Annotated in this window: 24 protein-coding genes and 2 tRNA genes; 7 read left to right on the forward strand and 19 right to left on the reverse strand. The window is 59.7% G+C overall.

Features of this window, described 5'->3' with window-relative positions; genetic code table 11:
* Window positions 1-3: 3 nt before the first annotated feature.
* Complete coding sequence (carA, locus tag J5Y17_RS03975; RefSeq protein WP_219783906.1) at window positions 4-1167, reverse strand: glutamine-hydrolyzing carbamoyl-phosphate synthase small subunit; 1164 nt, start codon at window positions 1165-1167, stop codon at window positions 4-6.
* Window positions 1168-1379: 212 nt separating this feature from the next.
* Here carA and J5Y17_RS03980 point away from each other — a divergent pair, with 212 nt between their 5' ends.
* Window positions 1380-1841, forward strand: coding sequence for a GatB/YqeY domain-containing protein (locus J5Y17_RS03980; RefSeq protein ID WP_219783907.1), 462 nt, complete (start codon window positions 1380-1382; stop codon window positions 1839-1841).
* On the opposite strand, the gene J5Y17_RS03985 is transcribed toward J5Y17_RS03980, so the two are convergent.
* From J5Y17_RS03985 to lipB, 6 genes are all read right to left on the reverse strand, one after another.
* On the reverse strand, window positions 1819-2067 hold the full coding sequence (locus J5Y17_RS03985; protein WP_219783908.1) for a hypothetical protein: 249 nt from the start codon (window positions 2065-2067) through the stop codon (window positions 1819-1821). The two genes, J5Y17_RS03980 and J5Y17_RS03985, sit on opposite strands and share 23 nt — an antisense overlap.
* 59 nt (window positions 2068-2126) lie before the next feature.
* Entirely contained in the window at window positions 2127-2669 is a 543-nt protein-coding gene (locus J5Y17_RS03990) for a DUF2244 domain-containing protein (RefSeq protein ID WP_219783909.1), read from the reverse strand.
* Window positions 2670-2760: 91 nt separating this feature from the next.
* On the reverse strand, window positions 2761-3213 hold the full coding sequence (locus J5Y17_RS03995) for a hypothetical protein (protein ID WP_219783910.1): 453 nt from the start codon (window positions 3211-3213) through the stop codon (window positions 2761-2763).
* 178 nt (window positions 3214-3391) lie between these two features.
* Window positions 3392-5083, reverse strand: a complete 1692-nt coding sequence (locus tag J5Y17_RS04000; protein WP_219783911.1) for a cytochrome c oxidase subunit 1 — start codon at window positions 5081-5083, stop codon at window positions 3392-3394.
* Window positions 5084-5378: 295 nt separating this feature from the next.
* Window positions 5379-5858 carry a cytochrome c family protein gene (locus J5Y17_RS04005; protein ID WP_219783912.1) on the reverse strand — a complete coding sequence of 160 codons (480 nt, stop codon included), beginning with the start codon at window positions 5856-5858 and terminating at the stop codon, window positions 5379-5381.
* A 140-nt stretch (window positions 5859-5998) separates the two neighbouring features.
* The gene (gene lipB, locus J5Y17_RS04010) at window positions 5999-6676 is read right to left on the reverse strand and encodes a lipoyl(octanoyl) transferase LipB (RefSeq protein ID WP_255571843.1); all 678 of its coding nucleotides are present in this window, start codon (window positions 6674-6676) and stop codon (window positions 5999-6001) included.
* A 184-nt stretch (window positions 6677-6860) separates the two neighbouring features.
* Here lipB and J5Y17_RS04015 point away from each other — a divergent pair, with 184 nt between their 5' ends.
* The 3 genes from J5Y17_RS04015 to J5Y17_RS04025 all read left to right on the forward strand — a co-directional run bounded on the left by J5Y17_RS04015 (window position 6861) and on the right by J5Y17_RS04025 (window position 9112).
* Window positions 6861-8219, forward strand: coding sequence for a peptidoglycan-binding domain-containing protein (locus tag J5Y17_RS04015; RefSeq protein ID WP_219783914.1), 1359 nt, complete (start codon window positions 6861-6863; stop codon window positions 8217-8219).
* A 185-nt stretch (window positions 8220-8404) separates the two neighbouring features.
* Window positions 8405-8491: transfer RNA gene (locus J5Y17_RS04020), tRNA-Leu, on the forward strand.
* Window positions 8492-8710: 219 nt separating this feature from the next.
* Window positions 8711-9112, forward strand: a complete 402-nt coding sequence (locus J5Y17_RS04025; protein ID WP_219783915.1) for an acyl-CoA thioesterase — start codon at window positions 8711-8713, stop codon at window positions 9110-9112.
* Window positions 9113-9114: 2 nt separating this feature from the next.
* Here J5Y17_RS04025 and J5Y17_RS04030 read toward each other — a convergent pair whose 3' ends face one another.
* The 3 genes from J5Y17_RS04030 to J5Y17_RS04040 all read right to left on the reverse strand — a co-directional run bounded on the left by J5Y17_RS04030 (window position 9115) and on the right by J5Y17_RS04040 (window position 14530).
* On the reverse strand, window positions 9115-11058 hold the full coding sequence (locus tag J5Y17_RS04030) for an FUSC family protein (RefSeq protein WP_219783916.1): 1944 nt from the start codon (window positions 11056-11058) through the stop codon (window positions 9115-9117).
* Window positions 11058-11543, reverse strand: coding sequence for a MarR family winged helix-turn-helix transcriptional regulator (locus J5Y17_RS04035; protein ID WP_219783917.1), 486 nt, complete (start codon window positions 11541-11543; stop codon window positions 11058-11060). Before J5Y17_RS04035 ends, J5Y17_RS04030 begins: the two co-directional genes overlap by 1 nt.
* Window positions 11544-11731: 188 nt before the next feature.
* Window positions 11732-14530, reverse strand: a complete 2799-nt coding sequence (locus J5Y17_RS04040; RefSeq protein WP_219783918.1) for a Hint domain-containing protein — start codon at window positions 14528-14530, stop codon at window positions 11732-11734.
* Between the two features lie 488 nt (window positions 14531-15018).
* Between J5Y17_RS04040 and J5Y17_RS04045 the strand changes: the two genes are divergently transcribed.
* Window positions 15019-15468 carry a hypothetical protein gene (locus J5Y17_RS04045; RefSeq protein WP_219783919.1) on the forward strand — a complete coding sequence of 150 codons (450 nt, stop codon included), beginning with the start codon at window positions 15019-15021 and terminating at the stop codon, window positions 15466-15468.
* Window positions 15469-15472: 4 nt separating this feature from the next.
* Here J5Y17_RS04045 and J5Y17_RS04050 read toward each other — a convergent pair whose 3' ends face one another.
* The 7 genes from J5Y17_RS04050 to J5Y17_RS04080 all read right to left on the reverse strand — a co-directional run bounded on the left by J5Y17_RS04050 (window position 15473) and on the right by J5Y17_RS04080 (window position 21934).
* The gene (locus tag J5Y17_RS04050; RefSeq protein ID WP_219783920.1) at window positions 15473-16411 is read right to left on the reverse strand and encodes an AEC family transporter; all 939 of its coding nucleotides are present in this window, start codon (window positions 16409-16411) and stop codon (window positions 15473-15475) included.
* A 1-nt stretch (window position 16412) separates the two neighbouring features.
* Entirely contained in the window at window positions 16413-17213 is an 801-nt protein-coding gene (locus J5Y17_RS04055; RefSeq protein WP_219783921.1) for an MBL fold metallo-hydrolase, read from the reverse strand.
* Window positions 17210-17998, reverse strand: coding sequence for a TatD family hydrolase (locus J5Y17_RS04060; RefSeq protein WP_219783922.1), 789 nt, complete (start codon window positions 17996-17998; stop codon window positions 17210-17212). Before J5Y17_RS04060 ends, J5Y17_RS04055 begins: the two co-directional genes overlap by 4 nt.
* Window positions 17999-18046: 48 nt before the next feature.
* Window positions 18047-19189 carry a DNA polymerase III subunit delta' gene (locus tag J5Y17_RS04065; RefSeq protein WP_219783923.1) on the reverse strand — a complete coding sequence of 381 codons (1143 nt, stop codon included), beginning with the start codon at window positions 19187-19189 and terminating at the stop codon, window positions 18047-18049.
* Window positions 19186-19797, reverse strand: a complete 612-nt coding sequence (gene tmk, locus J5Y17_RS04070) for a dTMP kinase (protein WP_219783924.1) — start codon at window positions 19795-19797, stop codon at window positions 19186-19188. The genes J5Y17_RS04065 and tmk overlap by 4 nt, the downstream gene beginning before the upstream one ends.
* A gap of 25 nt (window positions 19798-19822) precedes the next feature.
* Window positions 19823-20992, reverse strand: coding sequence for a D-alanyl-D-alanine carboxypeptidase family protein (locus J5Y17_RS04075; protein ID WP_219783925.1), 1170 nt, complete (start codon window positions 20990-20992; stop codon window positions 19823-19825).
* A gap of 72 nt (window positions 20993-21064) precedes the next feature.
* The gene (locus J5Y17_RS04080; protein WP_219783926.1) at window positions 21065-21934 is read right to left on the reverse strand and encodes an SPOR domain-containing protein; all 870 of its coding nucleotides are present in this window, start codon (window positions 21932-21934) and stop codon (window positions 21065-21067) included.
* A gap of 317 nt (window positions 21935-22251) precedes the next feature.
* Between J5Y17_RS04080 and J5Y17_RS04085 the strand changes: the two genes are divergently transcribed.
* Together J5Y17_RS04085 and J5Y17_RS04090 are read left to right on the forward strand one after the other, a co-directional pair.
* A tRNA-Ser gene (locus J5Y17_RS04085) sits at window positions 22252-22341 on the forward strand.
* A 240-nt stretch (window positions 22342-22581) separates the two neighbouring features.
* On the forward strand, window positions 22582-23001 hold the full coding sequence (locus J5Y17_RS04090) for a phosphohydrolase (protein ID WP_219783927.1): 420 nt from the start codon (window positions 22582-22584) through the stop codon (window positions 22999-23001).
* Between the two features lie 163 nt (window positions 23002-23164).
* Here J5Y17_RS04090 and J5Y17_RS04095 read toward each other — a convergent pair whose 3' ends face one another.
* The gene (locus J5Y17_RS04095; protein ID WP_219783928.1) at window positions 23165-23482 is read right to left on the reverse strand and encodes a hypothetical protein; all 318 of its coding nucleotides are present in this window, start codon (window positions 23480-23482) and stop codon (window positions 23165-23167) included.
* 53 nt (window positions 23483-23535) lie between these two features.
* Window positions 23536-24075, reverse strand: a complete 540-nt coding sequence (locus J5Y17_RS04100) for a hypothetical protein (protein ID WP_219783929.1) — start codon at window positions 24073-24075, stop codon at window positions 23536-23538.
* Between the last annotated feature and the right edge of the window lie 94 nt (window positions 24076-24169).

The following is a 24169-nucleotide window of genomic DNA, read 5'->3' on the forward strand; positions in this document are numbered from 1 at the left end:
AGATCAGGCGGTCTCGCGCTCCGCCATGGCCGCCGCAAAGCGTTCGAACAGGTAGTAGCTATCCATCGGGCCTGGGGAGGCTTCGGGGTGGTATTGCACGGAGAACACCGGCTTGCCCTCGACTGCAATGCCACAGTTGGAGCCGTCAAAGAGCGAGATATGCGTCTCTTTCACGCCCTGAGGCAGGCTTTGCGCGTCCACGGTAAATCCGTGGTTCATCGAGGTGATTTCCACCTTGCCGGTGTCGAGATCTTTCACCGGGTGGTTGGCGCCGTGGTGGCCGTGGTTCATCTTGATGGTCTTGGCGCCAAGCGCCAAAGCGAGCATCTGGTGACCGAGACAAATGCCGAAAACCGGCAGGTCTTTCTCAAGCACGCCCTTGATCATCGGGACGGCATATTCGCCTGTCGCGGCCGGGTCGCCCGGGCCGTTGGACAGGAACACACCGTCGGGATTGTGCGCCAGAACCTCTTCGGCGGAAGCAGTGGCCGGAAGCACGGTCACGTCACAACCGGCAGACGCCAGACAGCGCAGGATGTTGCGTTTCGCGCCAAAATCCACGGCCACAACCTTAAAGCCTTTGCCCTCGCGTTTCGGGTAGCCATCCGGCCAAGCCCAACGCATCTCGTCCCACTGATAGCTCTGCGCACAGGTGACGTCTTTGGCGAGGTCCAGACCCACAAGGCCGGAGAACTCGCGCGCCTGTTTCACCAGTGCCTCAATGTCGAAATTACCTTCCGGGTCGTGGGCGATGGCGACATGCGGTGCGCCTTGCTGACGGATCGCGCGGGTCAGGCGGCGGGTGTCGATGCCCCCCATGCCGATGCGACCGCGTTTCTCGAGCCAGGGGCCGAGGTCTTCCTGCGCGCGCCAGTTCGACGGGTCGGTCGGGTCCCATTTGACCACCATGCCGGCTGCGACCGGATCATTGGTCTCGTCATCCTCGGCGTTGACGCCGGTGTTGCCGATGTGCGGGAAGGTGAAAGTGACGACTTGTCCGGCGTAGGACGGATCGGTCATGATCTCCTGATATCCGGTCATGGCGGTGTTGAAACACAGCTCTGCGGTGGTGGTTCCGGTCGCACCGAAACCTTTCCCGTAGAAGACGGTGCCATCGGCCAAAGCCAGACAAGCGGTTGGATTTCCGGACTGTAGACCAGATGCCATGGCACGACTCTCCTATATGGGCAAAATTGGCCGGAACCTAAGGAAAGGGGCGCGCAGCGTCAAGCGCTCGGGGGGCGTTTTTCCGAGGAAATATAGAGCGCAATGATTTCAAGCATTTATAGCGAATATCGCCAAGAATGAAGGGAGCTTGAGCTTGGTCGACTGTTTCGCTATGTTGGCCACTTGCGACTTCAATAGGGGATGAGGCCCATATGGATATGCGAAGCCGGCTGAATGCCGCACTGAAAACGGCGATGAAGGAAAAGGACAGCGAACGCTTGGCGACGTTGCGCCTGATCAACGCCGCCATCAAGGACCGCGAGATTGCGGCCCGTGGCGAGGGCGAGGATGTGGTTGTCTCTGATGACGACGTGCTCGGCATTCTCGGCAAGATGGTCAAACAGCGTCAGGAAAGCGCGAAAGCCTTTGAAGAGGGCGCGCGTCTTGAGCTTGCGGAAAAAGAGCGTGCCGAGATTTCGATCATCGAGGAGTTCCTGCCGCGTCAGCTCAATGCCGACGAGGTCACCAAAGCTGTTGAGGACGCCATCGCCGAAACCGGTGCGGACAGCATCCGCGACATGGGCAAGGTGATGGGGGCTTTGAAAGCCAAATATACCGGCCAGATGGATTTTGGCGCTGCAGGCCCGATGGTCAAGGCGCAGCTCGGCTGCTGAGGCCAAAGCAGACGAAATTTCTAAAAGGCCGCTTTCGGGCGGCCTTTTTCATGTTTGGGAAGAGGGCGATAGACGCTTTCATCCACGCAACGTCTTCGACGAAGGTCTGGTCGCGGATGACAAACAGAGAGGCGGCAAAGAGGGCCACAGATCCAGCATAGATCGCGATGTTGACCCCGGAGTTGGTATACATGTGACGCATAAAGCTCAGCATGATGACGGCCATGACGGACCCCATTCAAACCGCCATCCATGCGCGTGTTAAGAAATCAATGGTTTGGTCGCTTAAATGTTCCGGGCGTTTCGCAAATCGTTAAGAACGCCTTGTATCTCGACGCAGAGTGCTTGCCGTTCTTCCGGGCTGAGGAAGGCGCCGAGTTCCACCTCCCGCGTCTCCACTGGACCGCCGCCTTTCAGGGTCAGATACTGTTCCACCTTGCCCGCCTCGGGGTGCAAATTCAGGCGCAGCCAATAGGGGTTGGCCTGCCATGTCAGCGCGGCCCCTTTCGCGGGCCAATGAGTTAGCTCCAGTCGGTTAGGCCAGATCAGCAACTCCTCGCGCAATCGGTCCCGGTCGGAGCGTCGCAGTGCGGTCCAGAGAGCCGCCAGAGCCGTCATCATAAAGATGAGTAACACCCAAAAAGCGATGGTGCCGATAAAGGGGACCAAAGGGATCAAACCGCCACAAAACATCAGCCAGATCGCCGCCGAAAAACCTTTGCCCTTGAGCGAGCGATGCGGCCAGAGATCAAGGCGCAGCAAGGGCTCCCCGTCCTGATGAGGTCGGGGTAGAGGCGTGATCTGTTCGGGCGTCCAGCGATAAGGCATTTGAGATTGTTCGTGCGTTTGCGTCAGTCTAGGGCCTCACCTGTTTCAGGGAAAGAGGTGAGACCTCGACACAGGTCGCCGCACTTGCGCCTTAGAGTGTCAGACATATGTCGGCGTCGACGCCGTCCATGATCCTGCCCAGCGTTTGCTTCGCGCCGATGTGTTTCCCGTCGAAAGCGTAATAGGCTTTGATCCGCTGCGCTTGAGTGGCGTAGGCGCCATTGCTGGCATGTTCCAGAATAGCGACGAAGCCCGTTGAGGGCTGTACGGGAAAGAGCGCGGCGGCGCTGGCGGCTTCTTGGTTGGTCCATTTGCTATGGGCGATCCGGTCGATCTCTGCGGCCAGCACGTTGATCTGTGTGTTGAGGTCGAGAGCCTCGAGATCAAACAGTGGTTCCGGTGAGGTGATCAACATCGCGACACGGGTTTTGCGGTCGCGCGGGTCGTAGACTTTTGAAAACTGCGGCACGTGCCAGTGGTCCGACACTTCAGTCGCTGGCGGGCGCTCCCCGGTGTCACGTGCTTTGAAGAAAAAGGCCAACATTCGAGTGCTCCTGATCACTTGGGGTCAGAGCTAACTGTCAATTCGGCGAAAACCGTGACCTGTTGAGGGCAATGGGTGCCTAATGTCTTAAACGGTTAACGGTCGGACACAGAGGCTGGGGATATGAAAAAGGCCCCGCAGTTCTGCGAGGCCTCTCAAGATCATGGTCAGCACGGTCTTAGTGCGAATGCTGGTGGTCCCAGTCTTCCTGCTTCGGAAGCGTCTCGAACGTGTGCTCCGGCGGCGGGGAGGGCAGGGTCCACTCCAGCGTGTCGGCATATTCGTTCCAGTAGTTGTTCTCAGTCACGCGACGGCCCGCGAAGAGCGTGTAGAACACGATGCCGATGAACAGCAGGAAGGAGGCGAAGGACAAAAGTGCACCGTAAGAGGAGACTTTGTTCCAAAGCGCGAAGGCTTCCGGATAGTCGATGTAACGACGCGGCATGCCCTGACGACCCAGGAAGTGCTGCGGGAAGAAGGTCAGGTTCACACCGATGAAGAACATCCAGAAGTGCAGCTTGCCCGCCCATTCCGGGTACTGACGGCCTGACATCTTGCCGATGTAGAAGTAAATCCCGGCAAAGATGGTAAAGGCTGCACCCATGGACATGGTGTAGTGGAAGTGGGCGACGACGTAGTAGGTGTCGTGATAGGCCCGGTCCACACCCGCCTGAGACAGCACGATGCCGGTCACACCACCGATGGTGAAGAGGATCAGGAAGCCGAAGGCGAAGAGCATCGGCGTCTTGAACTCGATGGAGCCGCCCCACATGGTGGCGATCCAAGAGAAGATTTTCACACCCGTCGGCACGGCGATGACCATGGTGGCCATCATGAAGTAGCTCTGCTGCGTCAGCGACAGGCCCACGGTGTACATGTGGTGTGCCCAGACGACAAAGCCCAGAACCCCGATCGCGATCAGCGCCCAGACCATCGGCAGATAGCCGAACACGGGCTTGCGCGAGAAGGTGGCGATGACATGCGAGACAAGGCCAAAGCCCGGCAAGATCACGATGTACACTTCCGGGTGACCGAAGAACCACAGGATGTGTTGATAGAGGATCGGGTCACCGCCGCCAGCAGGCTGGAAGAACGAGGTGCCAAAGTTACGGTCGGTCAGCAGCATGGTGATCGCGCCCGCCAGAACCGGCAGGGACAAAAGGATCAGCCAAGAGGTGACAAAGATAGACCAAGCAAACAGCGGCACTTTGAACATGGTCATGCCCGGTGCGCGCATGTTGAGCATGGTGGTGATCATGTTGATCGCGCCAAGGATCGACGAGGCGCCCGAGACGTGCACCGCGAAGATCGCCAGATCCATGGAGTAGCCGCCCTCAGAGGTCGACAGCGGCGGGTAGAGCACCCAGCCCACGCCGGAGCCAGCCTGGTTGTTGCCACCCGGCGCCAAAAGCGAGGCCACACCAAGGGCCACACCACAGACATAGAGCCAGAAGGACAGGTTGTTCAGGCGCGGGAACGCCATATCCGGCGCGCCGATCTGAAGCGGCATGAAGTAGTTGCCGAAACCGCCAAAGAGCGCTGGGATCACCACGAAGAACATCATCAGGACGCCGTGATAGGTGATCATCACGTTCCAAAGATGCCCGTTCGGGTCACAGCTTTCGCCGCCAAAGCCCGAAATCAGGCGTGCGGCGGATTCGCCGGCTTCGTTGAGACACATGAACTGAACGCCGGGCTCCATGAGCTCGAGGCGCATGTAGATGGTGAAACAGACGGAGATGAACCCCACGACGGCCGCCGTGAAGAGATACAAAATCCCGATGTCTTTATGGTTGGTGGACAGGAACCAGCGGGTAAAGAACCCCCGGTTGTCCTCGTGATCATGCCCGTGAACGGCTGCGTCTGCCATGCGGTCCTCCCGACTAGTGCGTGGTCATGCGTAGAGCTTATGCGATTGTCCGCCGCCCCCTTTTTCGGGAGTCATATCGCGGAATTACCATTTGTCTTAGAGGTTCACGAAGTCGAGAGCAATAATTTGGCGCATTTTGTCGCAATAAAAATGCACGTTTGGGGCTTGAAACTTTTGTTTTGGCTCGGTTTGCCGGATTTCGGGTGGGAAATAGCGTAAGTGGGCTTCGGCATTGCCTAAATGAAAAACGCCGCCCCCGGAGGTGCGGCGTTTGATCTCTCTTATCGGAAATTGATTATTCGGAAGCAGCTTCTTCTGCTTCTTCCATTTCCTCATGGGATTCTTCAGCCTCTTCGGACATTTCCGGGGCCGGAGCGACGGAGGCCAGAAAGGCCACGATATTGGACGCGTCTTTGATCTTGAAGGTCATCTTGGAACGACCGGAGCCGCCGTGGGTGTCGATGAACGCGGTCGGGTCCATCGCATATTCGACCAAGAGCTCCGGGGTCCAAACCATGCCGGTTTCACCCACGGCGATGATGCCGTCACCATAGTTAAAGCCTTCGACGGAGGCGACCGGACGGCCGACGATGCCGTAGAGGTTCGGGCCGGTCTTGCCGCCGCGCACGATCGCTTCGCCCGCATCGTCCACCACCATGTGGCAGGCTTTACACTTGTTGAATTCTTTCTCGCCCACGGCAGCGTCGCCTTCGGCAAAGGCAGCTGTCGAGGTTGCCATCAGGGCGGCGGCTGTGAAGGCAAAAAACTTGTTCATAAGGCGGTGTCTCCCGATTCATGTGTCCGAACCCAGAATACTGAGTTTGGCCGTTGTTACCAGCCCGGGCGTCTCCTACTTTGATCTTACTCAAGTGTTGGGCCGCGTTTTGACTTGATCGGGGCGTTTGGCCGCAGCGGTTACTCTTCGAACACCGTCCCAAAGGTGTGTTTCAACGCCATATCGACGTCTTCCATCGTCACCGGCAAGCCGAGATCGACCAAAGACGTCACCCCATGCTCGCGAATGCCGCAGGGGACGATGCCTTCGAAATGCGAGAGATCCGGATCGACGTTGATCGACAGCCCGTGAAATGACACCCACTTGCGAATGCGCAGCCCGATCGCGGCCACTTTGTCCTCGGGTTTCTGACCCAGAACTGTGAGCGGCTTGTCGTCTCGTACGACCCAGACGCCGACACGACCTTCGCGAATCTCGCCCTTGATGTTGAATTCTTGCAGCGCGGCGATCACCCAGGCTTCCATATCCTGCACGAATTTGCGCACGTCTTTCCCGCGTTTGCTCAGGTCGAGCATCGCATAGGCCACACGTTGGCCCGGCCCGTGGTAGGTATACTGCCCGCCGCGCTTGCTCTCGTAGACCGGAAAGCGATCCGGATCGACAAGGTCCTCGCGCCGCGCGGAGGTGCCTGCGGTATAGAGCGGCGGATGCTCCACAAGCCAGATCAACTCGTCTGCCTCGCCCTTGGCGATGGCCTCGGCTCGCGCCTCCATTTCGGCCACGGCCATGTCGTAATCCGTCAACCCGTCAGAGATTCGCCACTCGACCATATCTCGCCCGTCCTTGCCTGTGTCCATTGCATTGGCTCTGATCTAACGCGGGGGAGACGCCGCGAAAAGGGGCAGGGGCTTTGCATTCTGGAAATAAAGGTCGGGTTTTCCATACCCCGTTGAGAGTTTCTTTAGGATTTGGCCAGAAAAATCCCAGAAAATCACGTTCCGGTGGTAGCCTTGAACATATGTGTAAAGTGAGGGGGATCTCATGCGTTTCAAACATCTCATCTCCGCAGCCCTGGCCTCTGCCCTGGTGCTCGGAACCACGTCTCGTGTTCAGGCCGATGGCGGCGACTTCATTGCAGGGGCCGTGATCGGCGGCCTTTTAGGTGCCGCCAGCCAGCAACAGAAAAAGCAAACCACCGCGACGCGCACCTATCGCCCGCGTCTGCCTTCCACGCAGGAAGGTAAGGAAATTCAGGCCTCACTCAATTATTTCGGTTTCAATGCCGGGTCCGTCGATGGCCAATTGGGGCAAAAGACCCGCAACGCGGTGTCCTCCTATCAGGCCTATCTCGGCTATCCGGTGACTGGTCAGCTCACGCCCTTCGAGCAAGAGCTGCTGATCTCGTCCTACAACCGCGCGCAGGCCGGTGGCATGCAGACGTCTCAGCTCGTCGCGGCCAGCCCTGATGGCACGCGGGGTCTCTTGAAGCAATACCGGTCCGAGATGGCCTCTGGCGGCGCCACCATGGCGGGCGCTCCGATGATGACCGCGCCGGGCACGACCGTGGTCGTGAACCCGGTGATGCCGCAAGGTCAGGGCACGATAGCCGCAGCCGCACCCGCGCCGACGGCACCCGCCGCCTCGGGCTCTATGCCCGCCTTCGCCGCCGCACAGCCGGAAGGGGGCGCCATGCCCAACTTCATGGGTAACGGCGCGACGGTGTCCTTGGCGTCGCATTGTAACAAGGTCTCTTTGATGACTAACACCAACGGCGGTTTTGTCACCGAGGCCTCGATGTCCGATCCGAACCAGGCGTTGAACGAACAGTTCTGCCTCGCGCGGACCTATGCGATCAGCAAAGGCGAGGACATGATTTCCAAGGTTCAGGGCTTTACCCTCGAGCAAATCGCCCAGCAATGTCAGGGCTTCGCGCCGACCATGTCGTCGCAGGTGGCCGCGCTGTCGATCCAGCCACGTGATCAGGTTTTGACGGACACTTCGGCCTTCGTGCTGAACTCCGGCATGTCGCCAGCGCAGCTGGCCTCGACCGCGAAAATCTGTCTCTCCGTCGGATACCGCACGGATGACATGGATGTGGCGCTGGCCTCGTCTCTGTTGCTCGTTGCTTTGGGCGAACGCGCCTACGGCGAGCTTTTGGGCCATCACCTGAGCCAGGGCGTGGGCGTCACCCGTCGTCCGGATCTGGCGCAGGCCTGGTATGGCGATAGCCTCTCCGCGATTGACGCCGGCATGCCTGCGGTCTTCGCTCCCGGTCAACCGGAGCGTCAGGGTCTTTTGCGTAAGGCGTCCATGTCTTTGAGCGGTGCCGTGATTTCGGAACCGGCCCCCGTGGTGCCGACCTCATCGACCGCGCTTCCAAGCTTTGCCGTGACAGAATAATTTGACGGTGTGGCTCTCCGAAATTCAAAGGTCGCCTCGGGTCCTCCTTGGGGCGGCCTTTTCATATTTGCGGCTCTTTTGCCGTGCCAACAAACCTCTCGTAAAAAAATCTGTCTAAGGGGCAATTTTCCTCTTTCCTTCCCTGAACCGCTTCGCTACATAGCCCCTCACCAAGCCTAGACAGTGCGGTCGTGGCGGAATTGGTAGACGCGCAGCGTTGAGGTCGCTGTGGGGTAACTCCCGTGGAAGTTCGAGTCTTCTCGACCGCACCATTAGCTCTTCCGAAGGAAGATGCTGGAACAAATTCCCAGACATTCGCGGACGCCAGTCGTTTTCGGCACGAAAACGATGAGAGTTTACGTTTTTTTGCCCCCTAGCTCCCGTCATGCATCTAGGCCAAAGCGGCTTTGCGTGTAAGATCAAAGGCTTGAGGCTTGATCTTTCTCATGTCATTTCAAATTCATAACTCACAAGACAATGGAATTTAAGAAATGTCAGACGCACATACACCCGAAGGCATGGAACTGACGCTGCGCACGCTCGCGATGCCTGCCGACACCAATGCCGCAGGCGATATTTTTGGCGGATGGGTGATGAGCCAGATGGACCTTGCCGCCGCCATTCGCGCCAATGAACGCTGCAATGGGCGGACGGTGACCATCGCCGCCAATGAGATCGTGTTTAAGAAGCCGGTGAAGGTGGGCGATACGCTCTGCGTTTACACCGCTGTCGATCATGTCGGGCGTACCTCTATGGTGATCCGGATCGAGGTCTGGGCACGCCGCGCCTATACGGCGCAGCGCGAACATGTGACCGAGGCGCGATTTACCATGGTGGCCGTCGACGCAGAGGGCAAGCCGCGCGAAGTCGGCCCGGCGCCCGAGAATGCCTAAGTTTAGTCCAGAGTGGTGAGCAGGGGGGTTAGCGTATCGATCCCGCTCACCGCTTCTCGCAACAGTGCAGCTTCCGGGCCGGTGTGGCGGGCCTGAAGCCGCAAAAGGGTGGCGCGTGCGCGGGTCGGGTCTTCGCGAAGGTATGCCAACCGCATGAGCGCGGCACGGGCGGCGCGGCGATCGGATTCGGAGATGGCCATCTCATGCGCCGCCATTCTGTTGCTTTCGGCGTTCGCCTGCGCTTCGCGATGACACCACATGGCCGCATGGCCCAGGTTCAGCAGTGCCAAAGCTGCATCCTGCGCCTCTGTCTGCGCCCGAGCGGCACGCTCGGACAGGCGCACCAGCCGCAGGGTTCGGTGATAGAGCCGTGCCTGCCAATGGCTGCGCCCCTGCAGGGCTTTCGGATCAGCGGCCAGATCGCTCAGGTCGTGCAGCATCGTGGTCATCAGAGTGTCGAGGCGGCGTTTCAGGTTGGCCGGATAGACTGTCAGATAGGCCACCATCGCGGCCACGGGGGCGGCGATCACGGCAAGACCGGCGGCGACGGAGGTCTCGAAGGTACCGGTTAGCGGCCAATGCGGCTGCGACATCAACATGAGCACCATGTTGTAGTCAAAACTCATTGCAACGGTTTTGTTGTGGGCAACAAAAAGCGGCCCGATCAAGATGAAGGGCAGGGTGAAGAGGATCATCTGAGTCTCCGTCTCCGCCATGGGCCAAACCAGCCAGCGCAGGATCAAGGCGCCGATGACACCCGCAAGTTGGCCGCGAAACACGGATTTCATCATCTGCGCCGGGTTCTCGAAGGTCGAAAACAGCGAGATCATCACCGACAGTCCCAAAAGCATGAATGCCCCGACCGACCAGCCGGTCACCAGCCAAAGTCCCCCGAACAACAGCAAAGCGCCGAGCGCCCGAAGCCCGGCCTCTCGCGCGCCGGTCCAGTCACGGTGCAACACGACAGAGAGCGGGGCGAATTTGGCGGGACTGGCGATGTTGTTCGGAAGCGTGCGTCGTGCGTGAGGATCGGCATGCCAATTGGCCAACGCCGCGCTCAGGGTGGTGAGCGTCTCGCGCAGACGTGGCGATAGGCCCGGGGTCTCGGCGGAGGCCTTGAGCGCGGCAAGGGTCTCGGACATGTCTTCGTCGGTGAGCGCGACGCTGGCTGCGGTCAGGTGGCTGCGGAAGCCTGCGGGCTGGCTGTCGCCATGTTTCCAGAGCAAAAGCGGGGTCGCGGCAATCAACAGCGTGCGCGTGGCACGGATGCTTTGGCGCGAGCGAATGGAGCCTGCGGCATGCGGGTCCAAGCCCTCTTCGATGGACGCCAGATCGGACAAGAGTTGGCGGCGTCGCGCGTGGGACGGCGTGGCGCTCGCAGACTCTGCAAGCATCTCGGTCAACAGTGCGCGGACCTTCTGGCGCAGCTCGCCCGTAGCGGCTTTGGGTGCAAACAGCGAGCCGATGAAGGTCGCGACAACGATGCCCGTCATTACGGTGGCCAGCCGGTCGGCGCCGAGACCGAGCACCTGATCCGGATGGGCGGCATCCAAAAGCGACACCATGGCGGCGGTGTAGCCCGCCAAAACTGTGCCGTAGGCGACGAATCCGCGCTGAAGGTTGCCGATGTAGGTACAGGCCCCCACCCAAAGCGCCAGCCCTATGACCAAAAGCGATGGGTGCAATTGCATGGACAAGACCAAGAGCACGCCCACGATGGTGCCGCTGATGGAGCCCAAGCCCCGAAACAGACTTTTCTCCCAAAGCTGGCCACGAGTGGGCTGTGAGGCGGCCCAGACGGTCATGGCGGACCATTGCGGATGCTCCAAGCCAATCAGCCAAGCCAGCACAAAGGCGATACAGGCCGCGATGGCGGTGCGGGTGGCGAAGCGCAGGCGCGTGATGTCGAAACCGTGGTCCGCGAGACGGGAGAGGAATTGGGCCATCATGTGTCTGCTTTCAAAGTCTGGGTGAGGGCGCGCTCGACCGACATGTTTATTATGTCCATGGCGCGGAGCAGGGCGGCGACCTCCGTCTCGCTGAGTTCCGCCAAAAGCGTGTCTTCGACGGCGTTCAGATGGGTTTTGATCCGGGCAACCTCTGCGTGCCCCTCGGGCGTCAGATAGATCAAACGTGCCCGGCGATCCGTTGGCGCGACCCGGCGTTCGATGAACCCGCGCTCTGCGAGAATGTCCAAGAGGCGCACAAGGCTTGAGGTGTCGAGCGCCAGTTGATCCGCCAGTTCTGTCTGGCTGATCCCGTCGCCCGCATCGAGATGCACGAGGGGCGCCCATGTGGCGTCGGTGAGCCCGACCTTGGCCAGTTCCGAATGGATCACCTTGCGCCAGCGCCGTGAGAGCGTGACGAATTGAAATCCGAAGAGGGTTTTGGCGGGATCTGCGGGTGGCGCGGAGGGCGTTGTTTCTGTCATGATTTGCATGTGCTTCAAAATGATTTGAATTGCAAACTATCTACGCGCAATCCGGCTGTGCGCGCAATGCATGACGCCTTGAGTAACGTAGGAGACAGATATGGCAGGGCATTGAGAGACAGGAACTAGAAACGCCGCGGAGGTGATCCGCGGCGTTTAAATGTTCAAGGCTGAGGCGGGAGGCCGTTCTAGGCCGCCAAATTAGGGATCAAAAGCCCGACTTCATGCGCCTTGAGGCATTTGCGGGCGGTGTCGCCATGATGCGTCGGCATGGAGCGCAATTCGGGAAAGAGAGAGAACAGTTCCTCGCGCGCACCATTTGCGACGCCCGTCAAAGAGAAATCAGAGACGTGGAAGCTTTCAGACGGCGCGCCTTCGGCAAAGATCACCTCGTGGCGGTCGAACATCAGGTGATAATAGGTCACCATTCCCCCGCGAGCCTCACGGATCGTCGTGCCGTTGACCAGATGTTTGGCGGCGGCGAAGACTTCGGAGGTGTCGAACAACATCTGCGACCGCCATGTGTTCAAAAGCATGCGGTGTTGAGGAGAGACGATCAAATCGCGGTCGTTGTTCAACGCGCCCGCTTTGATCTCGATGGGGGCAAAGCGCCCCACCGCCGGCACTTCGCGCGCCCCGACCCAGCGCAGCGGCTGCACGCCGTTGTCCATGGTCAGCACCAAGTCGCCCGGTTTCAGATCTTCGACGGCCCGCGCACCTGAGGGTGTGGCGATCCGGGTGCCTTTGCCGAAGCAGATGACCGTGTCGGGGTAGACGACTTCGATATTGCTAAAGGTGATGACTGTGCCGTCCGCCAGCGTCAGTGAGCCGCTCTCGGGGTCGTTTTCGTCATAAATGATCGGGTTTGTGGTCCAGTCGTTGTCGAGACCGGAGAGATCGAGCACGTCTGTGTCGCCATCGCCCGCATCTTCGGACCCGATGATGGTGATCGCATTGCCGTCCAGCAAAGAGGGGTCGATGATGATCGTATCATTGCCCGCACCGCCGATGATCGTATCGCCGCCGCCTGCATAAATAGTGTCGTTGCCGGCGCCTCCGTCAATGAAATCGGCGCCTGCATCGCCGGAGATGGTGTCATCGCCATCTTCGCCGTAAATCACGTCGTTGCCATCGCCACCAAGAATGGTGTCGTCGCCCGCGCCCGCATAGATCGTGTCGTTGCCCGCGCCGCCATCGAGATAGTCGTTAAAGTCGTTGGAGTTGGCGAGGTCAACGTCGTCGATCAAGTCATCGCCATCTCCGCCATAGACCGTATCGCCTTCGCCGGTTTCGGCGTTGCCTGAGCCGTAGAAAATCGTGTCATTGCCGGCACCGCCGAAGATGGTGTCCGCACCGGTGCCGCCTTCGATATAATCGTCGCCGGTGCCGCCATGAATTTCGTCGTTGCCGTCATCGCCGTAGAGTTCGTCGTTGCCGCCCGCGCCATCGAGATAGTCGTTGCCCGCACCGCCGTGAAAGATGTTGGTATAGGCATTGGCACCGTCGGTGCTCTCGCCGTCAAACCCGATGAACGTGTCGTCGTAATCCGAGCCGATCAGCCCGTCGATGCCCGAGCCACTGTCGCCCTCGGCATCGCCGCCTGAGTATGTACCGGTGGAGAGGTCGACATTGACGCCTTCAGAGCTGTCGGAATAGTCGATGGTGTCTTGGCCTGAGCCGCCATCCATGAAGTCGGCGCCTTCGCCCCCGATGAAGGTGTCGTCGCCTTCCTCGCCATACATCGTATCGTTGCCGACGCCACCGTCGATGACGTCATTGCCGGTGCCGCCAAAGACCACGTCGTCGCCGAGGCCTGCATCGATGGTGTCATCGCCTGCGCCAGATTCGATCGTGTCATCGTACTCGGTCTGGATCACATCGAAATTGACGTCGGAAATATGGATCGCCTGTTGCTGCGTGCCATTGTTGCCGTAGTCGATGGTGATGCTGGAAACAGGGCCCGGAATGGTCACAAGGATGGCGCCAGAGGCATCGTCAGGGTTCACGAAGTTGGCGTCCACCGTGCCCGTTGCGGTGTTGCCGGAGACGCTGACCTCGCCCTCGGGCGTGATGGTCAGAGTGACGGTGTTGCCCTCGGCATCCACTGAGGTGATCGTGACGGTGTCGACAAATGCATAGACGTCCAGATCAGAGATGCGGAAGGTGACATTCTCCACCTCGCCCAGAACATCGTTTTGGGTCGACGAAAAGTCGAGCGTGAGCGACGAGGTGTCACCCGTCGCGCCTGATCCCCAGAGGCGGAGCGAGCTGTTGTCAGAGAAATCACCGTTCTCGGTGTAGATGATCTCGTTCGAGATTGTCGCGGTGTTGTTGGTGTTGGTTTCCGTGTAGCCGATGTCAACCTGAACGCCATTGATCACCGTCGACATACCGCCCTCGATCGAGGTGTTGTCTGCCGCCAGATCGTCCCAGCTCAGTGTGCTCTCATGGGTGATGGTGCCATCCACCATTTCGCCCTGAGGATCGCCTGTGTAATTGGTGTCGATGGTGTCATCGCCATCCGTCCCGCTGACGATGCCATCGGGATAGGAAACGTAATCTGCATAGCTGAAGCTCGGCGCCGTGCCGCTCGACGAGCCGGGATTGCTGTTGTAGCTGACGATCTGATATTCGTGTCCGTCGATGAGCGGCTGTTCAGAGACGGTGTAATACCCGCTCGCATTGCCGCTTTCGACATCGAGCTGGATGACCTGAAAGGTTTCGCCTGTGGTCAGATCCGTGACCGTCCAGACCAGTTCTGCATCGACATCCGATCCAATCGAGGTATTCCCGCCGATGGTGACATTTGCCGATGCGGTTTCTGTGTAGCTGCCACCTGCGCTGTCGTCGGTCAGAATGGTGTTGCTGTCGGTGACCGTCGCGGTCCCTGTCGGCGCGCCGCCGGTGTAGATAAAGGTTGCGCCTGCCGTCGTGCTGAACACGCCTGTGGGGTTAAAGTTATACACTTCCAAATCGTAAACGGGCATCTGCTCACTCGTCTTAATATTGCTGGCCCGATCCTTGCAGAGAACAGCTCTGTAAGGCCGGACGTCGTTCCTGGTTCAACCGAATTTGGCTCACCCACTGTCGCGCCTTTGCGGCGCGAATTGGGCGTGGCTGGGACAAACCTATGAAACCTTCATGGTCGGTTTGAGATCGTTTCTATTCGAGAAACGATGCCAGGCTCTTGCTGCAGGTGTGCTGCGACAAGGGCGCCGTGGCGGTCGGAGCGATAGTGCAGATTTAAAGCAAATTCTAGTCAAAAAATCATTCAACTTCAATATTTTGAAAGAATTTCCGGTTGGCGTCTTTTTCAAAGCCTTTGTCTCACTCCGAACCAACCTGCGGCTCAAATTGAGCGGTGCTGTTCGGTGATCAAGGCCCGTGCGGGCTTGGGAGCATCAGGGGAAGATCAGCGCGAATTTGCCTCAAAAAAGGGGGGGGCGGGAGACCGCAAATATTGGGGATTGTTTCCATGCCGACGAACACGCTTCAAGGCTATGACGTCTATGATTTCTCGACCTCGACAGGCTCAATCTATGTCGGTCCCGGCGATACGATTGCGCTTGATCCGGCTCTCGTGCCCGGGGTTACCTATACGGTCACAGCAATCGACAATGTTAATGCGGGGTCTGGCACCGCGCCAGCCTATGCCGATATCGCCACCTCGCACTACGATCAGGATCAGGGTGTCTATTTCGATAGCGGCACCAAAGATGACGAGCTGACCACAGGGGCAGGAGATGATGTGATCGAGGCGGGCGCTGGCGCAGGTCGGGTTTGTGGTGCGTGCCGTGTATATGTGTCGCTTTGGGGGAGGGCGGCATTATGCACGCGCCTGATACGGCTGTGCGGCTCTACGGGCAAAGCACCTTGCCCTGTCTTCGCGGGGCTGAAACGCGTCGTTTGTCTCTCTTGTGGCTAGGTGCTTATGGCAAGATCGCGAGCCAGCACCAGATGGTGAGGATCGACCCCGCCGTGCCGATCAACACCGAAGACGCCGCCACGCGTTTCGCCACACCATACATATTGGCAAAGAGATAGGCGTTGATCCCCGGCGCCATGGCTGCCGTGATCGTGGCGGAGCGCAAGGACGGGGTCGGCAGGTCAAAGACGAAATGCCCAAGCCCGTAGGCAATCATCGGGTGCAGCACCAAGGAGGCAGTGACAGCCCAAAGAATGATCCGCATATCGCCCTCTGGCTTATAGCGCAAAAGCACGCCGCCCAGACCAAAGAGCGCCGCCGGGATCGCCGCACGGGTCATGAGGCCGACTGCATCCCAAACCGGCGCAGGCAGGGGGATCTGCGCCAGATTGACGGTCCAACCCGCCGCAATGCCCAGAATCAGAGGGTTGCGAAGCACTGAGCGCGCGATCTGCCGCATCAGGCCAAAGCCCGACAGGCCAAGCCCCCGCGTCCGCGCAATCTCCATCGCGGCTATGCCGATGCCATAGAGCAGCGGCGAATGGATCGATATGATCGCGAAATTGCCGGCCAAGGCCGCTTCGCCATAGGCGCGTTCCGTGATCGGAATGCCCAAGAGGAGCGAGTTCGAAAACAACCCGATGAACCCGATCGCCACGGCATCCGTCAAATCGCGTTTGAACAGGTAGCGCGCGCCCAGAAAACAGAACAGCCCGCTCGATAAAGCGCCTGCGTAGAATGAAATCAGGATCGGCGGGTGGAAATTTTGGCCCAAATCCATTTTTGCAATGCCGGAGAACAGCAACAGCGGCACGGCAAAATTCTGGGCAAATTTCATCACGCTGTCGATCAACTCATCGCTGACCCAGCCCTGACGACGCGCCAGATAGCCGTATCCGATCACCAAGAAGACGGGAAGGATGACGGTGATTAGGTCCTGCATGTTAGAGCGCTCCTGTGATCTCGATCACCATCCCGTCATGCGCGGGTGTGACGTGATCCGGGGTCTCCTCATCCACGGTCGCGTAATCGATGTCGATGTGCATATTGGTCAGCACGGCTTGTCGGGGGGCGGCACGCGCGATCCACTCCAGCGCCAGATCCAGATGCGCGTGAGAGGGATGTGGCATGTAGCGCAGCGCGTCGATCACGAAAGTGTCGAGCCCTTGCATCGCGTCCCATGTCTCCTCATGGATCGCCAAAACATCGGGAATATAAGCCAGATCGCCAATGCGGAAACCTTTCGCCTCAATCTGCCCATGGTTGACCGGCAATGGCGTGAGCGTCACCGGCCCACCGGGGCCATCAATCGTGATCGGCCCGCGAATGGCATGGAGGTCCAGAATGGGCGGGTAGTTCGAGCCCTCGGGCTGCACGAAGGCATAGCCAAACCGCGCGATCAGGTCGTTCTCCGTTTCGCTGTCGGCATAGACTTTCACGCGTTCGCGCATGTTGAACACAATCTGGCGCAGGTCATCTAGGCCATGCATGTGATCGGCATGGGCATGGGTGAACACGACGCCATCGAGCCGTTCCACACCGGCGTCCAGCAATTGCTGGCGCATGTCCGGGCCGGTGTCGATCAGCACAGTCGTCGTCCCGTCCGGGCCGTCACGCTCAATGAGCGCCGAACAGCGCATCCGCCGGTTCTTTGGGTTTTCCGGATCGCAGGCGCCCCAATGGTTGCCGATCCGCGGCACGCCGCCCGATGAGCCGCAGCCCAATATGGTGAAGCGTACGCTCATAGTTTGGCCTTTGCGAACAGACGCTCGAAATTCGCCTCGGTCAGTGCCGCAAACTCGGGATAGTCCATCTCGAATGTCTCGGCGGCGCGCTGGGCGGTCTTTGCGGTGTAGGCCGGTTCGTTACGGCGCCCGCGATGCGGCGGCGGCGCAAGATAGGGGCTGTCGGTTTCCACGAGGATACGATCACGCGGCACGGCGCGGAAAATCTCGCGCAGCTCCTCAGAGCGCGGGAAGGCCGTGATGCCCGACATCGAAATGTAAAAGCCCCACTCCATCGCCGCCAGCGCGAACTCTTTCGAGGCGGTGAAGCAATGGAGCACGCAAGGATAGGCGCCTTTGCGATACTCCTCGCCCAAAATCTCCATCGCGTCGGCGTCGGCGTCGCGGGCATGGATGATGAGCGGTAGTTGCGTCTCACGCGCCGCCTCTATGTGAATGCGCAGGCTCTCTTTCTGAATGTCGGCGCTCTCTGCGGTGTAATGGTAATCGAGGCCCGTCTCGCCAATGCCGACGAATTTCGGATGCTCGGCCAGAGCCACCAACTCATCCACCGTCGCCAAAGGTTCCTCGGCCGCCGACATCGGATGCGTGCCCGCCGCCCAGAACACCGGGTCGAAGCGTTCGGAGATGGCCTTGACCTGATCCACCAGACGCAGACGGGTGCAGATCGTCACCATGCGATGCACCCCGGCCTCCTGGGCGCGGGCGACAACCTCCGGCAATTCCTCGGAAAAATCCGGGAAGTCGAGGTGGCAATGGCTGTCTGTGATGAGGGGAAGGCTCATTGGGTGGTGCTCTGTTCTGCTCTGGTCCCGCCCAAGATCGCCTTGCAATTAGCGCGCGATGCGGCTGGCCGTGTCGTTGATCTTGAATACCATATCAAGGATCAGAGCGGCAGGGTCAAGGTTCACCGCCCGTGCATGTTGTGCACGTGCAGAAAGCTCTTGCTGCAACACGGCCCAATCGCGGGCGGCAAAACTGTCGGGCGCGAGCCGGGTCAAAAGCGCGGCCTCACCGGGGGCGGCCTCGACAATCGGCGGGCGCCCGGCGCCTGCGCGCGCGAGCCGCGTCAAAAAGCGGTCGATGAGACCCAGCGTCAAATCATAGCGGTCGATGTTGGCGGCCCCCACGCAGCACTCGGCCAGTTTCAGAGCCCGCGCGCGGTCCAGTCGGGGCAGGGTGGAGAACAGTTCCACCAGATCGCGATAGACATCCAGCCCGCCCAAATTCGTCAACCTCAACGCCTCCCCCACAGAGCCGGCGGACAATTCCGCCAATGCGTCTGACTGCTCTGCGGCATCAAAGCCTGCCGCGTCAAGGGCTTGGGCCAGATCGGTTGGTTGGAGCGGCCCGAGACGCAACTCGCGACACCGGCTTCGGATCGTCGGTAAAAGCCGCGAAGGCTGATGCGAGATCAGCAGAAGGAAAGCGTCTTTCGGCGGTTCTTCGAGGGTTTTGAGCAAAGCGTTGGCGGCGGAGACGTTCATCTCATCGGCGCTGTCGACAATGACCACGCGGCGCCCGCCGTCGGCGGCAGACATGTGAAAGAAAGAGTTGAGCTTGCGCACCTCTTCGACGGTGATCACCGTGCCGTGGCGGGATTTCTTGGCGTCCCATTCGCGGCGAATGAGGCAGAGACGGGGTTCCGCCAATTGCGCGGAGCGGCGGTAGACCGGGTGCTCATGGCCCAATTCCAGCGAGTCCGTCGGGGGCGGGGCGTCGCCAAACAACCCGCCTTCGTCCTCCACCGGCTGCGCTAGCAAAAACCGCGCGATGCGCCAGGCGAGCGTGGCTTTTCCCACCCCGCGCGGGCCGGTGATCAGCCAAGCGTGATGCATCCTGTGCGAATTGAAGGCGTCAAGAAAGTTTTCCTCGGCATGAGACTGACCGAACAGCGTCGAGGTTTGTCGCGGATGCGGGGCACCCGGCGCGCAATCTGCCTCTGGCGCCATCTCCATTTCGCCGAGACTGCTCATGAGGACAGTCGTTTCGAGACGAGGATCAGCACCTCTTTGGCCACGATCTCGATCTCGCGTCCGGCGTCGATCACGGTGAAACGGTCATGCGCCCGCGCCAGATCAAGAAAGGCCGTGCGGCATTTTTCCTGAAAATCCTGCCCGAAATCTTCGAAGCGTTCCTCGGAGGTTTGCCGCCCTTTTGCGCGGGCCAGACCAATGGCCGGGTCCATGTCGAACAAAAGCGTCAGGTCCGGTTCAATGCCGATCATCTCATCGTGGAGACGGTTCACCTTGTCCTGCAAATCACCGCGCGTGACGCCCTGAAACACCCGCGTGCTGTCGGCAAAACGGTCACAAATGACGACTTTGCCAGCGGCCAGAGCAGGGCGGATGGTCTTTTCCAGATGGTCGCGGCGGGCGGCAGTGAAGAGCAAGATCTCGGTTTCCGCCGACCAACGATCCGGGTCGCCTTCGAGCACGAGAGAGCGGATTTCTTCCGCGCCGGGCGAGCCGCCCGGTTCTCGGGTGTGGACGACCTCATGACCCAAAGCCTTAAGACCCTCGGCCAGAAGTCGTGCCTGTGTCGATTTTCCGGACCCGTCGATGCCCTCGAAGCTGATGAACATGGCGCTCCCGTGTTCTCGCAGTTGGTTATTCGGACACGGCCAGACCCGTTTGTCCCTCCAACTTGTCCTTAAGCACCATAAAGGCCGTGCGCAACCTCGGAGCCAAGCCGCCGCGCGCAATCGAGCGATCTGCGACCAGCGGGATACGGGCTTCGGGAAGGTCTTCGCGCGGGATCACCAGCTCGGCCAGAGTGTCGCCTTGGGTGATCGGGGCCTCGAAGGGGCCGGTGTAGATCACCTCGCCCGCAAGCTTTTCAAGCTGGCTGCCGGGCAGAAGGACAGAGATGTCATCGGCGGCGACAAGCCCCACCTCGGTCTGATCGCCCATCCAGACATCGGCACGGGCAAATTCATGGCCTTTCTCGGCCACGGATTTCTCCGCGAACTGGCGGAAGGCCCAGTTGACGATGCGTTCGCTTTCCTGCGCGCGCTCCGCCTCGGACGCGAGGCCGGAGAGCACAAACACCACCCGACGCGTGCCCTGCGTAGCGGAGCCGACGAGACCGTAGCCCGCTTCTTCGGTGTGGCCGGTTTTGAGACCATCTGCGCCGATGCCGAGTTTCAAAAGCGGGTTGCGGTTGAACCGGTTTTGCGGCGCACGGTTGTCATAGGGGAATTCATGCTGGCCGAAATAGCCGTAATATTCCGGGAAATCGGTGACGAACCGGATTGCCAGTTTGCCCAGATCCTCGACCGACATACGTTGGTTCGGGTTGGGCCAGCCAGAGGCATTGGCAAAGGTCGAATTTTCCAATCCTAGAATGCGGGCGCGGTCGTTCATCAAGCGCGCGAAATTGTCCTCTGTGCCCGCCAGCCCTTCGGCGACGACGACACAGGCGTCATTGCCGGACAGGACGATGATGCCTTGGATGAGTTCTTCGACGGTCGGGCGGTCTGTCTCGTTGAGAAACATGGTCGAGCCGCCCATGTTTTTTGCCCGCGTCGAGACGGAGAACCGCGTGTCCAGCGTCACGCGGCCATCGCGCAGCGCCTCGAACAACATGTTGAGCGTCATCAGTTTTGACATGGACGCGGGCGGCAGAGGTGTCTGGGCGTCCTTGTTCATCAAGACCGTATCGGTCGTCAGGTCATAGACCCAAGCTGCCCGCGCGCGCGTTTCAAAGGCAGAGGCGGGCAGGGTGAGGGTCAGGGTCAGAAAACCGGCTGTGAGGCTTTTGGCGATGAGGCGCAACATGGGTGCGGGGCGTCCTTTCGGGCGAGTCGTCTCAATTGGGGCAGGCCCGTTCGGCCCGCCCGGCTTTATCTCTTAATGCGTCACGGCATAGGCGTCCGTGAAGCCCGCCTTTTTCACTTTTTCGAGAAGTGCTGCGCGCTCAGACGCGGTGGTGGCGGGACCAACGACGACCCGCCAGAAGTCTTTGCCGTTCGAATTGCCGGGTTTGGTCGTCGCGACGATGCCTTGTGAGCCGAGCATGTCGACCGTGCGTTTGGCATTGGCCTCGACCGAGAAAATCCCAATCTGCAGGAAGGGTTTGGACAGGCCGGAGGCGGCGGGTTTCGGGGCCGCAGGTGTTGGTGCGGCTGCAGGCGCTGCCGGTTTCGCCGCAGGCGCGGTGGCCGACGGTGCGTCGAGCGCATCGAGGGTGGCCGCGGCGTCTGCGATCGGATCGTCGAGCGAAGTGGCTGCGATGGTCTCGGTCTCTGCGAGGGTTTCGACGGTTTCCGGCTCCTGCGCGACCTCTTCGCGGCGCAGCGCCGTGATGTTCAAGGACGCAGGCGAGCCTGCCAGCATGCCAAGCGCTTCGGCGGCATCCGACGACACCTGAATGCCCGGACCGGGCGAGGTGGCTTCGCGTTTGAACAGCGCGCCGATGACGAATTTGCCGTTTGCCTCGTTGCGGATGATGACGCGCTCAGGATCGGTCACCTTGGAATGCGCGACCCAGACGCCGCCCAAAGAAGGCCGCCCGTCCCACAAGCCGTTGTCCGTCACCTGAAACACATCCGGCGCCTCGACATCACGTTCCACCAGTTTTGTGGAAGTGGAGGTCGCAGAGGCGCCCGCAGTCGGTGCTTTCATTTTGTCGAAAAAGGACGTCCCGTCCTCGCACGCCGTCAGCGCGACTGTGACCCCCAGAAGGAGCGCAGCGCGCGTCCCTTTACCCGTCATTCGCATGAGTATGCCCCTATCTCATCCCTGATTTTGCCGATGCGTTTTCTCTGCCCGGCTCAGGTTTATTTGTCTGCTCGTTTTTTCGTGATCGCGTTCAAAACTGAGGGAGATCCGTCGCACTTGATCTGAACCGCCGATGTCATCCTGAACGGATTTGGCAACAGTCTAACGTGTCGTCCCCAAGCTGGAAAGCCCCGCATTGCGTGGGTGGCGGAAAACGGCACGTGGCGAAAGACGACTGCGGACGAGGGGGGATGCGAAAGATGGGTTTTAGAATCAAACGGAGGGCGCTAATCCTGTCCGAACCCGCTCGGGGCGTAGGAGGCTTGGCAGAGTGGTTGAATGCACCGGTCTTGAAAACCGACGGGCGTGAAAGCGTCCCCAGGGTTCGAATCCCTGAGCCTCCGCCATTAAATCGTCTTAGTGTTTTGATCTAAAGCAACAAAAGATAAGTCGGCTTTTCCCATCCCCCACAATACCCCCATTTTTGCTCGGACAGTAACGGAAGCAGCTGGCAATAAGCCGTGTGACCGACGCTTCTCCCAGTGCTAAACTGATACCGCAGCCAAAAAGCTGAATTCCCGTAAAATCGAAGATTTCGACACCGCGCGAGCTTGCACGGTCATTCGCGTTCGCGAAAGGAGTGGTTCATGAATATCGAACGTGCCATTGAAATAGCGGTGTCTGCGCACCGCGGACAGATCGATAAGGCTGGTCAGCCTTACATCTTGCACCCGCTCAGGGTCATGTTGGCGTGCAACAGCGAGGTGGCACGCATTGTCGCCGTTCTGCACGATGTGGTCGAAGACACCGACTGGACGCCGGATGCGTTGAATAACGAAGGCGCAAGTGAAGAAATCCTGTACGCTTTGGATGCCGTGACGAAACGTGAGGGCGAGAGCTATCCGGACTTCATCGAGCGTGCGGCCGCAAACCCAATCGGTCGCGAAGTGAAAATCTCTGATGTGCGGGACAATATGGATTTGTCGCGTATTTCGGCCCCCACAGAAGCCGACTTAGCACGTATGGAGCGATATCGCGGAGCTTTGTCTCGGCTTAGTTCCTTCTAGATTTTCATCTTCATCTGGCTGCAGGCTTGGATCACAGGCATTTACAGGGCGTCTTAGTTCATTTGGGGAATGATGCTTTTTGGCCCGAACCGGCCATTCGTCCTTTTCGCAGCGAACGTCCGTATTCCGCCCTTCGTCGCGTGAACCCGCGCCCATTTCGCGCCTAGCCGTGCAGATCTGTCGCCCGGCGTTTGATCTCGTGGCAGGCGTCTTGCAGTAAGGTGCAGGCGTTTTGGTAATACCACTCGAACGCCTGCCGGGCGCTGTTTTGCAGCGCGATCAGCCGCTGCGGATCGGCCAGAAGATGCTGCGCCATGGGAATCAGATCCTTGGCCCGGCCTTCGCACACGCTGTCGCTAACGACGATCTCGCGCAGCCCGTGGCTATGTTCGGTCACGATCGGCGTCGCAGTGGACAGCGACCCGACGATGCGCGGAATTTCCAGATGGTTCGAGGCCTGCATATGCACGTTCAGCGTCAACCGTGATCGTGCGGTCAGATCCTCAAGATCGGCCCCGCGCGAGGGGCTCAGGCTCAGCCCGGCCGCAGCCGCGGCATCCAGGACCTTCTTGCGCCGCGGCGAGACCCCCCCACGAAACACAAATCGAATTCGCGCTCGGCCAGAGGGAGATCCGGGGCCCGGGCGCGTTCGGAACAGGGCAGGAAACCCAGCACGGGCTTGCTCAGCTTGCCTTGCAGCGCGCGGGTCTGTGCCGGATAATAATCGAGGATCAGATCGACCTGCTCCAGCTTGTGACGCAACAGCCAACGCTTCTCGCGGATCATCTTCGCCCCGCCCCGCGACATCCGCAGAGGATTGCCGATCATCGCCACGACCGAGAAATTCAGATAGACGTAAAAGCAATCGGGCCGCCGCGTGAACGGGGGCAGACGTTCTCCGATGATATAGACGATAGCGGGCCCTTCGATGCCGGCCTCGTCAACGGATTTCGGCACCGTGATGGCGAGACAATTTTCGGCTCCGTGGTGGCGAGACAATTGTCCGGTCAGGAAATCGATCGTCCGGCGAATGAAGGAAACTGACGCTTCGTGTGTCACGAGGTAACACCGCATATATGGCTCCTTGAAAATCGGCAGTCACATTACGCGTCATCGTCTATCAGTCCCCCTCTGTTCCGTCTATCCATCAACCAGCACAAAGAAATTT

The sequence above is a fragment of the Celeribacter sp. PS-C1 genome, from assembly GCF_019429625.1.
Classification (GTDB): Bacteria; Pseudomonadota; Alphaproteobacteria; order Rhodobacterales; family Rhodobacteraceae; genus Celeribacter.

Excerpts from the sequence above, each read along its gene's own strand:
- J5Y17_RS04090 (WP_219783927.1), top strand. The coding sequence starts at position 22,582 with ATGAATATCGAACGTGCCATTGAAATAGCGGTGTCTGCGCACCGCGGA.
- J5Y17_RS04100 (WP_219783929.1), bottom strand. The coding sequence starts at position 24,075 with ATGCGGTGTTACCTCGTGACACACGAAGCGTCAGTTTCCTTCATTCGC.
- J5Y17_RS04040 (WP_219783918.1), bottom strand. The coding sequence starts at position 14,530 with ATGCCCGTTTACGATTTGGAAGTGTATAACTTTAACCCCACAGGCGTG.
- J5Y17_RS04055 (WP_219783921.1), bottom strand. The coding sequence starts at position 17,213 with ATGAGCGTACGCTTCACCATATTGGGCTGCGGCTCATCGGGCGGCGTG.
- J5Y17_RS04065 (WP_219783923.1), bottom strand. The coding sequence starts at position 19,189 with ATGAGCAGTCTCGGCGAAATGGAGATGGCGCCAGAGGCAGATTGCGCG.
- J5Y17_RS04080 (WP_219783926.1), bottom strand. The coding sequence starts at position 21,934 with ATGCGAATGACGGGTAAAGGGACGCGCGCTGCGCTCCTTCTGGGGGTC.
- J5Y17_RS04050 (WP_219783920.1), bottom strand. The coding sequence starts at position 16,411 with ATGCAGGACCTAATCACCGTCATCCTTCCCGTCTTCTTGGTGATCGGA.
- J5Y17_RS04005 (WP_219783912.1), bottom strand. The coding sequence starts at position 5,858 with ATGAACAAGTTTTTTGCCTTCACAGCCGCCGCCCTGATGGCAACCTCG.
- J5Y17_RS04015 (WP_219783914.1), top strand. The coding sequence starts at position 6,861 with ATGCGTTTCAAACATCTCATCTCCGCAGCCCTGGCCTCTGCCCTGGTG.
- J5Y17_RS04075 (WP_219783925.1), bottom strand. The coding sequence starts at position 20,992 with ATGTTGCGCCTCATCGCCAAAAGCCTCACAGCCGGTTTTCTGACCCTG.
- J5Y17_RS04035 (WP_219783917.1), bottom strand. The coding sequence starts at position 11,543 with ATGACAGAAACAACGCCCTCCGCGCCACCCGCAGATCCCGCCAAAACC.
- tmk (WP_219783924.1), bottom strand. The coding sequence starts at position 19,797 with ATGTTCATCAGCTTCGAGGGCATCGACGGGTCCGGAAAATCGACACAG.
- J5Y17_RS04060 (WP_219783922.1), bottom strand. The coding sequence starts at position 17,998 with ATGAGCCTTCCCCTCATCACAGACAGCCATTGCCACCTCGACTTCCCG.
- lipB (WP_255571843.1), bottom strand. The coding sequence starts at position 6,676 with ATGGACACAGGCAAGGACGGGCGAGATATGGTCGAGTGGCGAATCTCT.
- carA (WP_219783906.1), bottom strand. The coding sequence starts at position 1,167 with ATGGCATCTGGTCTACAGTCCGGAAATCCAACCGCTTGTCTGGCTTTG.
- J5Y17_RS04025 (WP_219783915.1), top strand. The coding sequence starts at position 8,711 with ATGTCAGACGCACATACACCCGAAGGCATGGAACTGACGCTGCGCACG.
- J5Y17_RS03995 (WP_219783910.1), bottom strand. The coding sequence starts at position 3,213 with ATGTTGGCCTTTTTCTTCAAAGCACGTGACACCGGGGAGCGCCCGCCA.
- J5Y17_RS03990 (WP_219783909.1), bottom strand. The coding sequence starts at position 2,669 with ATGCCTTATCGCTGGACGCCCGAACAGATCACGCCTCTACCCCGACCT.
- J5Y17_RS04000 (WP_219783911.1), bottom strand. The coding sequence starts at position 5,083 with ATGGCAGACGCAGCCGTTCACGGGCATGATCACGAGGACAACCGGGGG.
- J5Y17_RS03985 (WP_219783908.1), bottom strand. The coding sequence starts at position 2,067 with ATGGCCGTCATCATGCTGAGCTTTATGCGTCACATGTATACCAACTCC.
- J5Y17_RS04030 (WP_219783916.1), bottom strand. The coding sequence starts at position 11,058 with ATGGCCCAATTCCTCTCCCGTCTCGCGGACCACGGTTTCGACATCACG.
- J5Y17_RS04045 (WP_219783919.1), top strand. The coding sequence starts at position 15,019 with ATGCCGACGAACACGCTTCAAGGCTATGACGTCTATGATTTCTCGACC.
- J5Y17_RS03980 (WP_219783907.1), top strand. The coding sequence starts at position 1,380 with ATGGATATGCGAAGCCGGCTGAATGCCGCACTGAAAACGGCGATGAAG.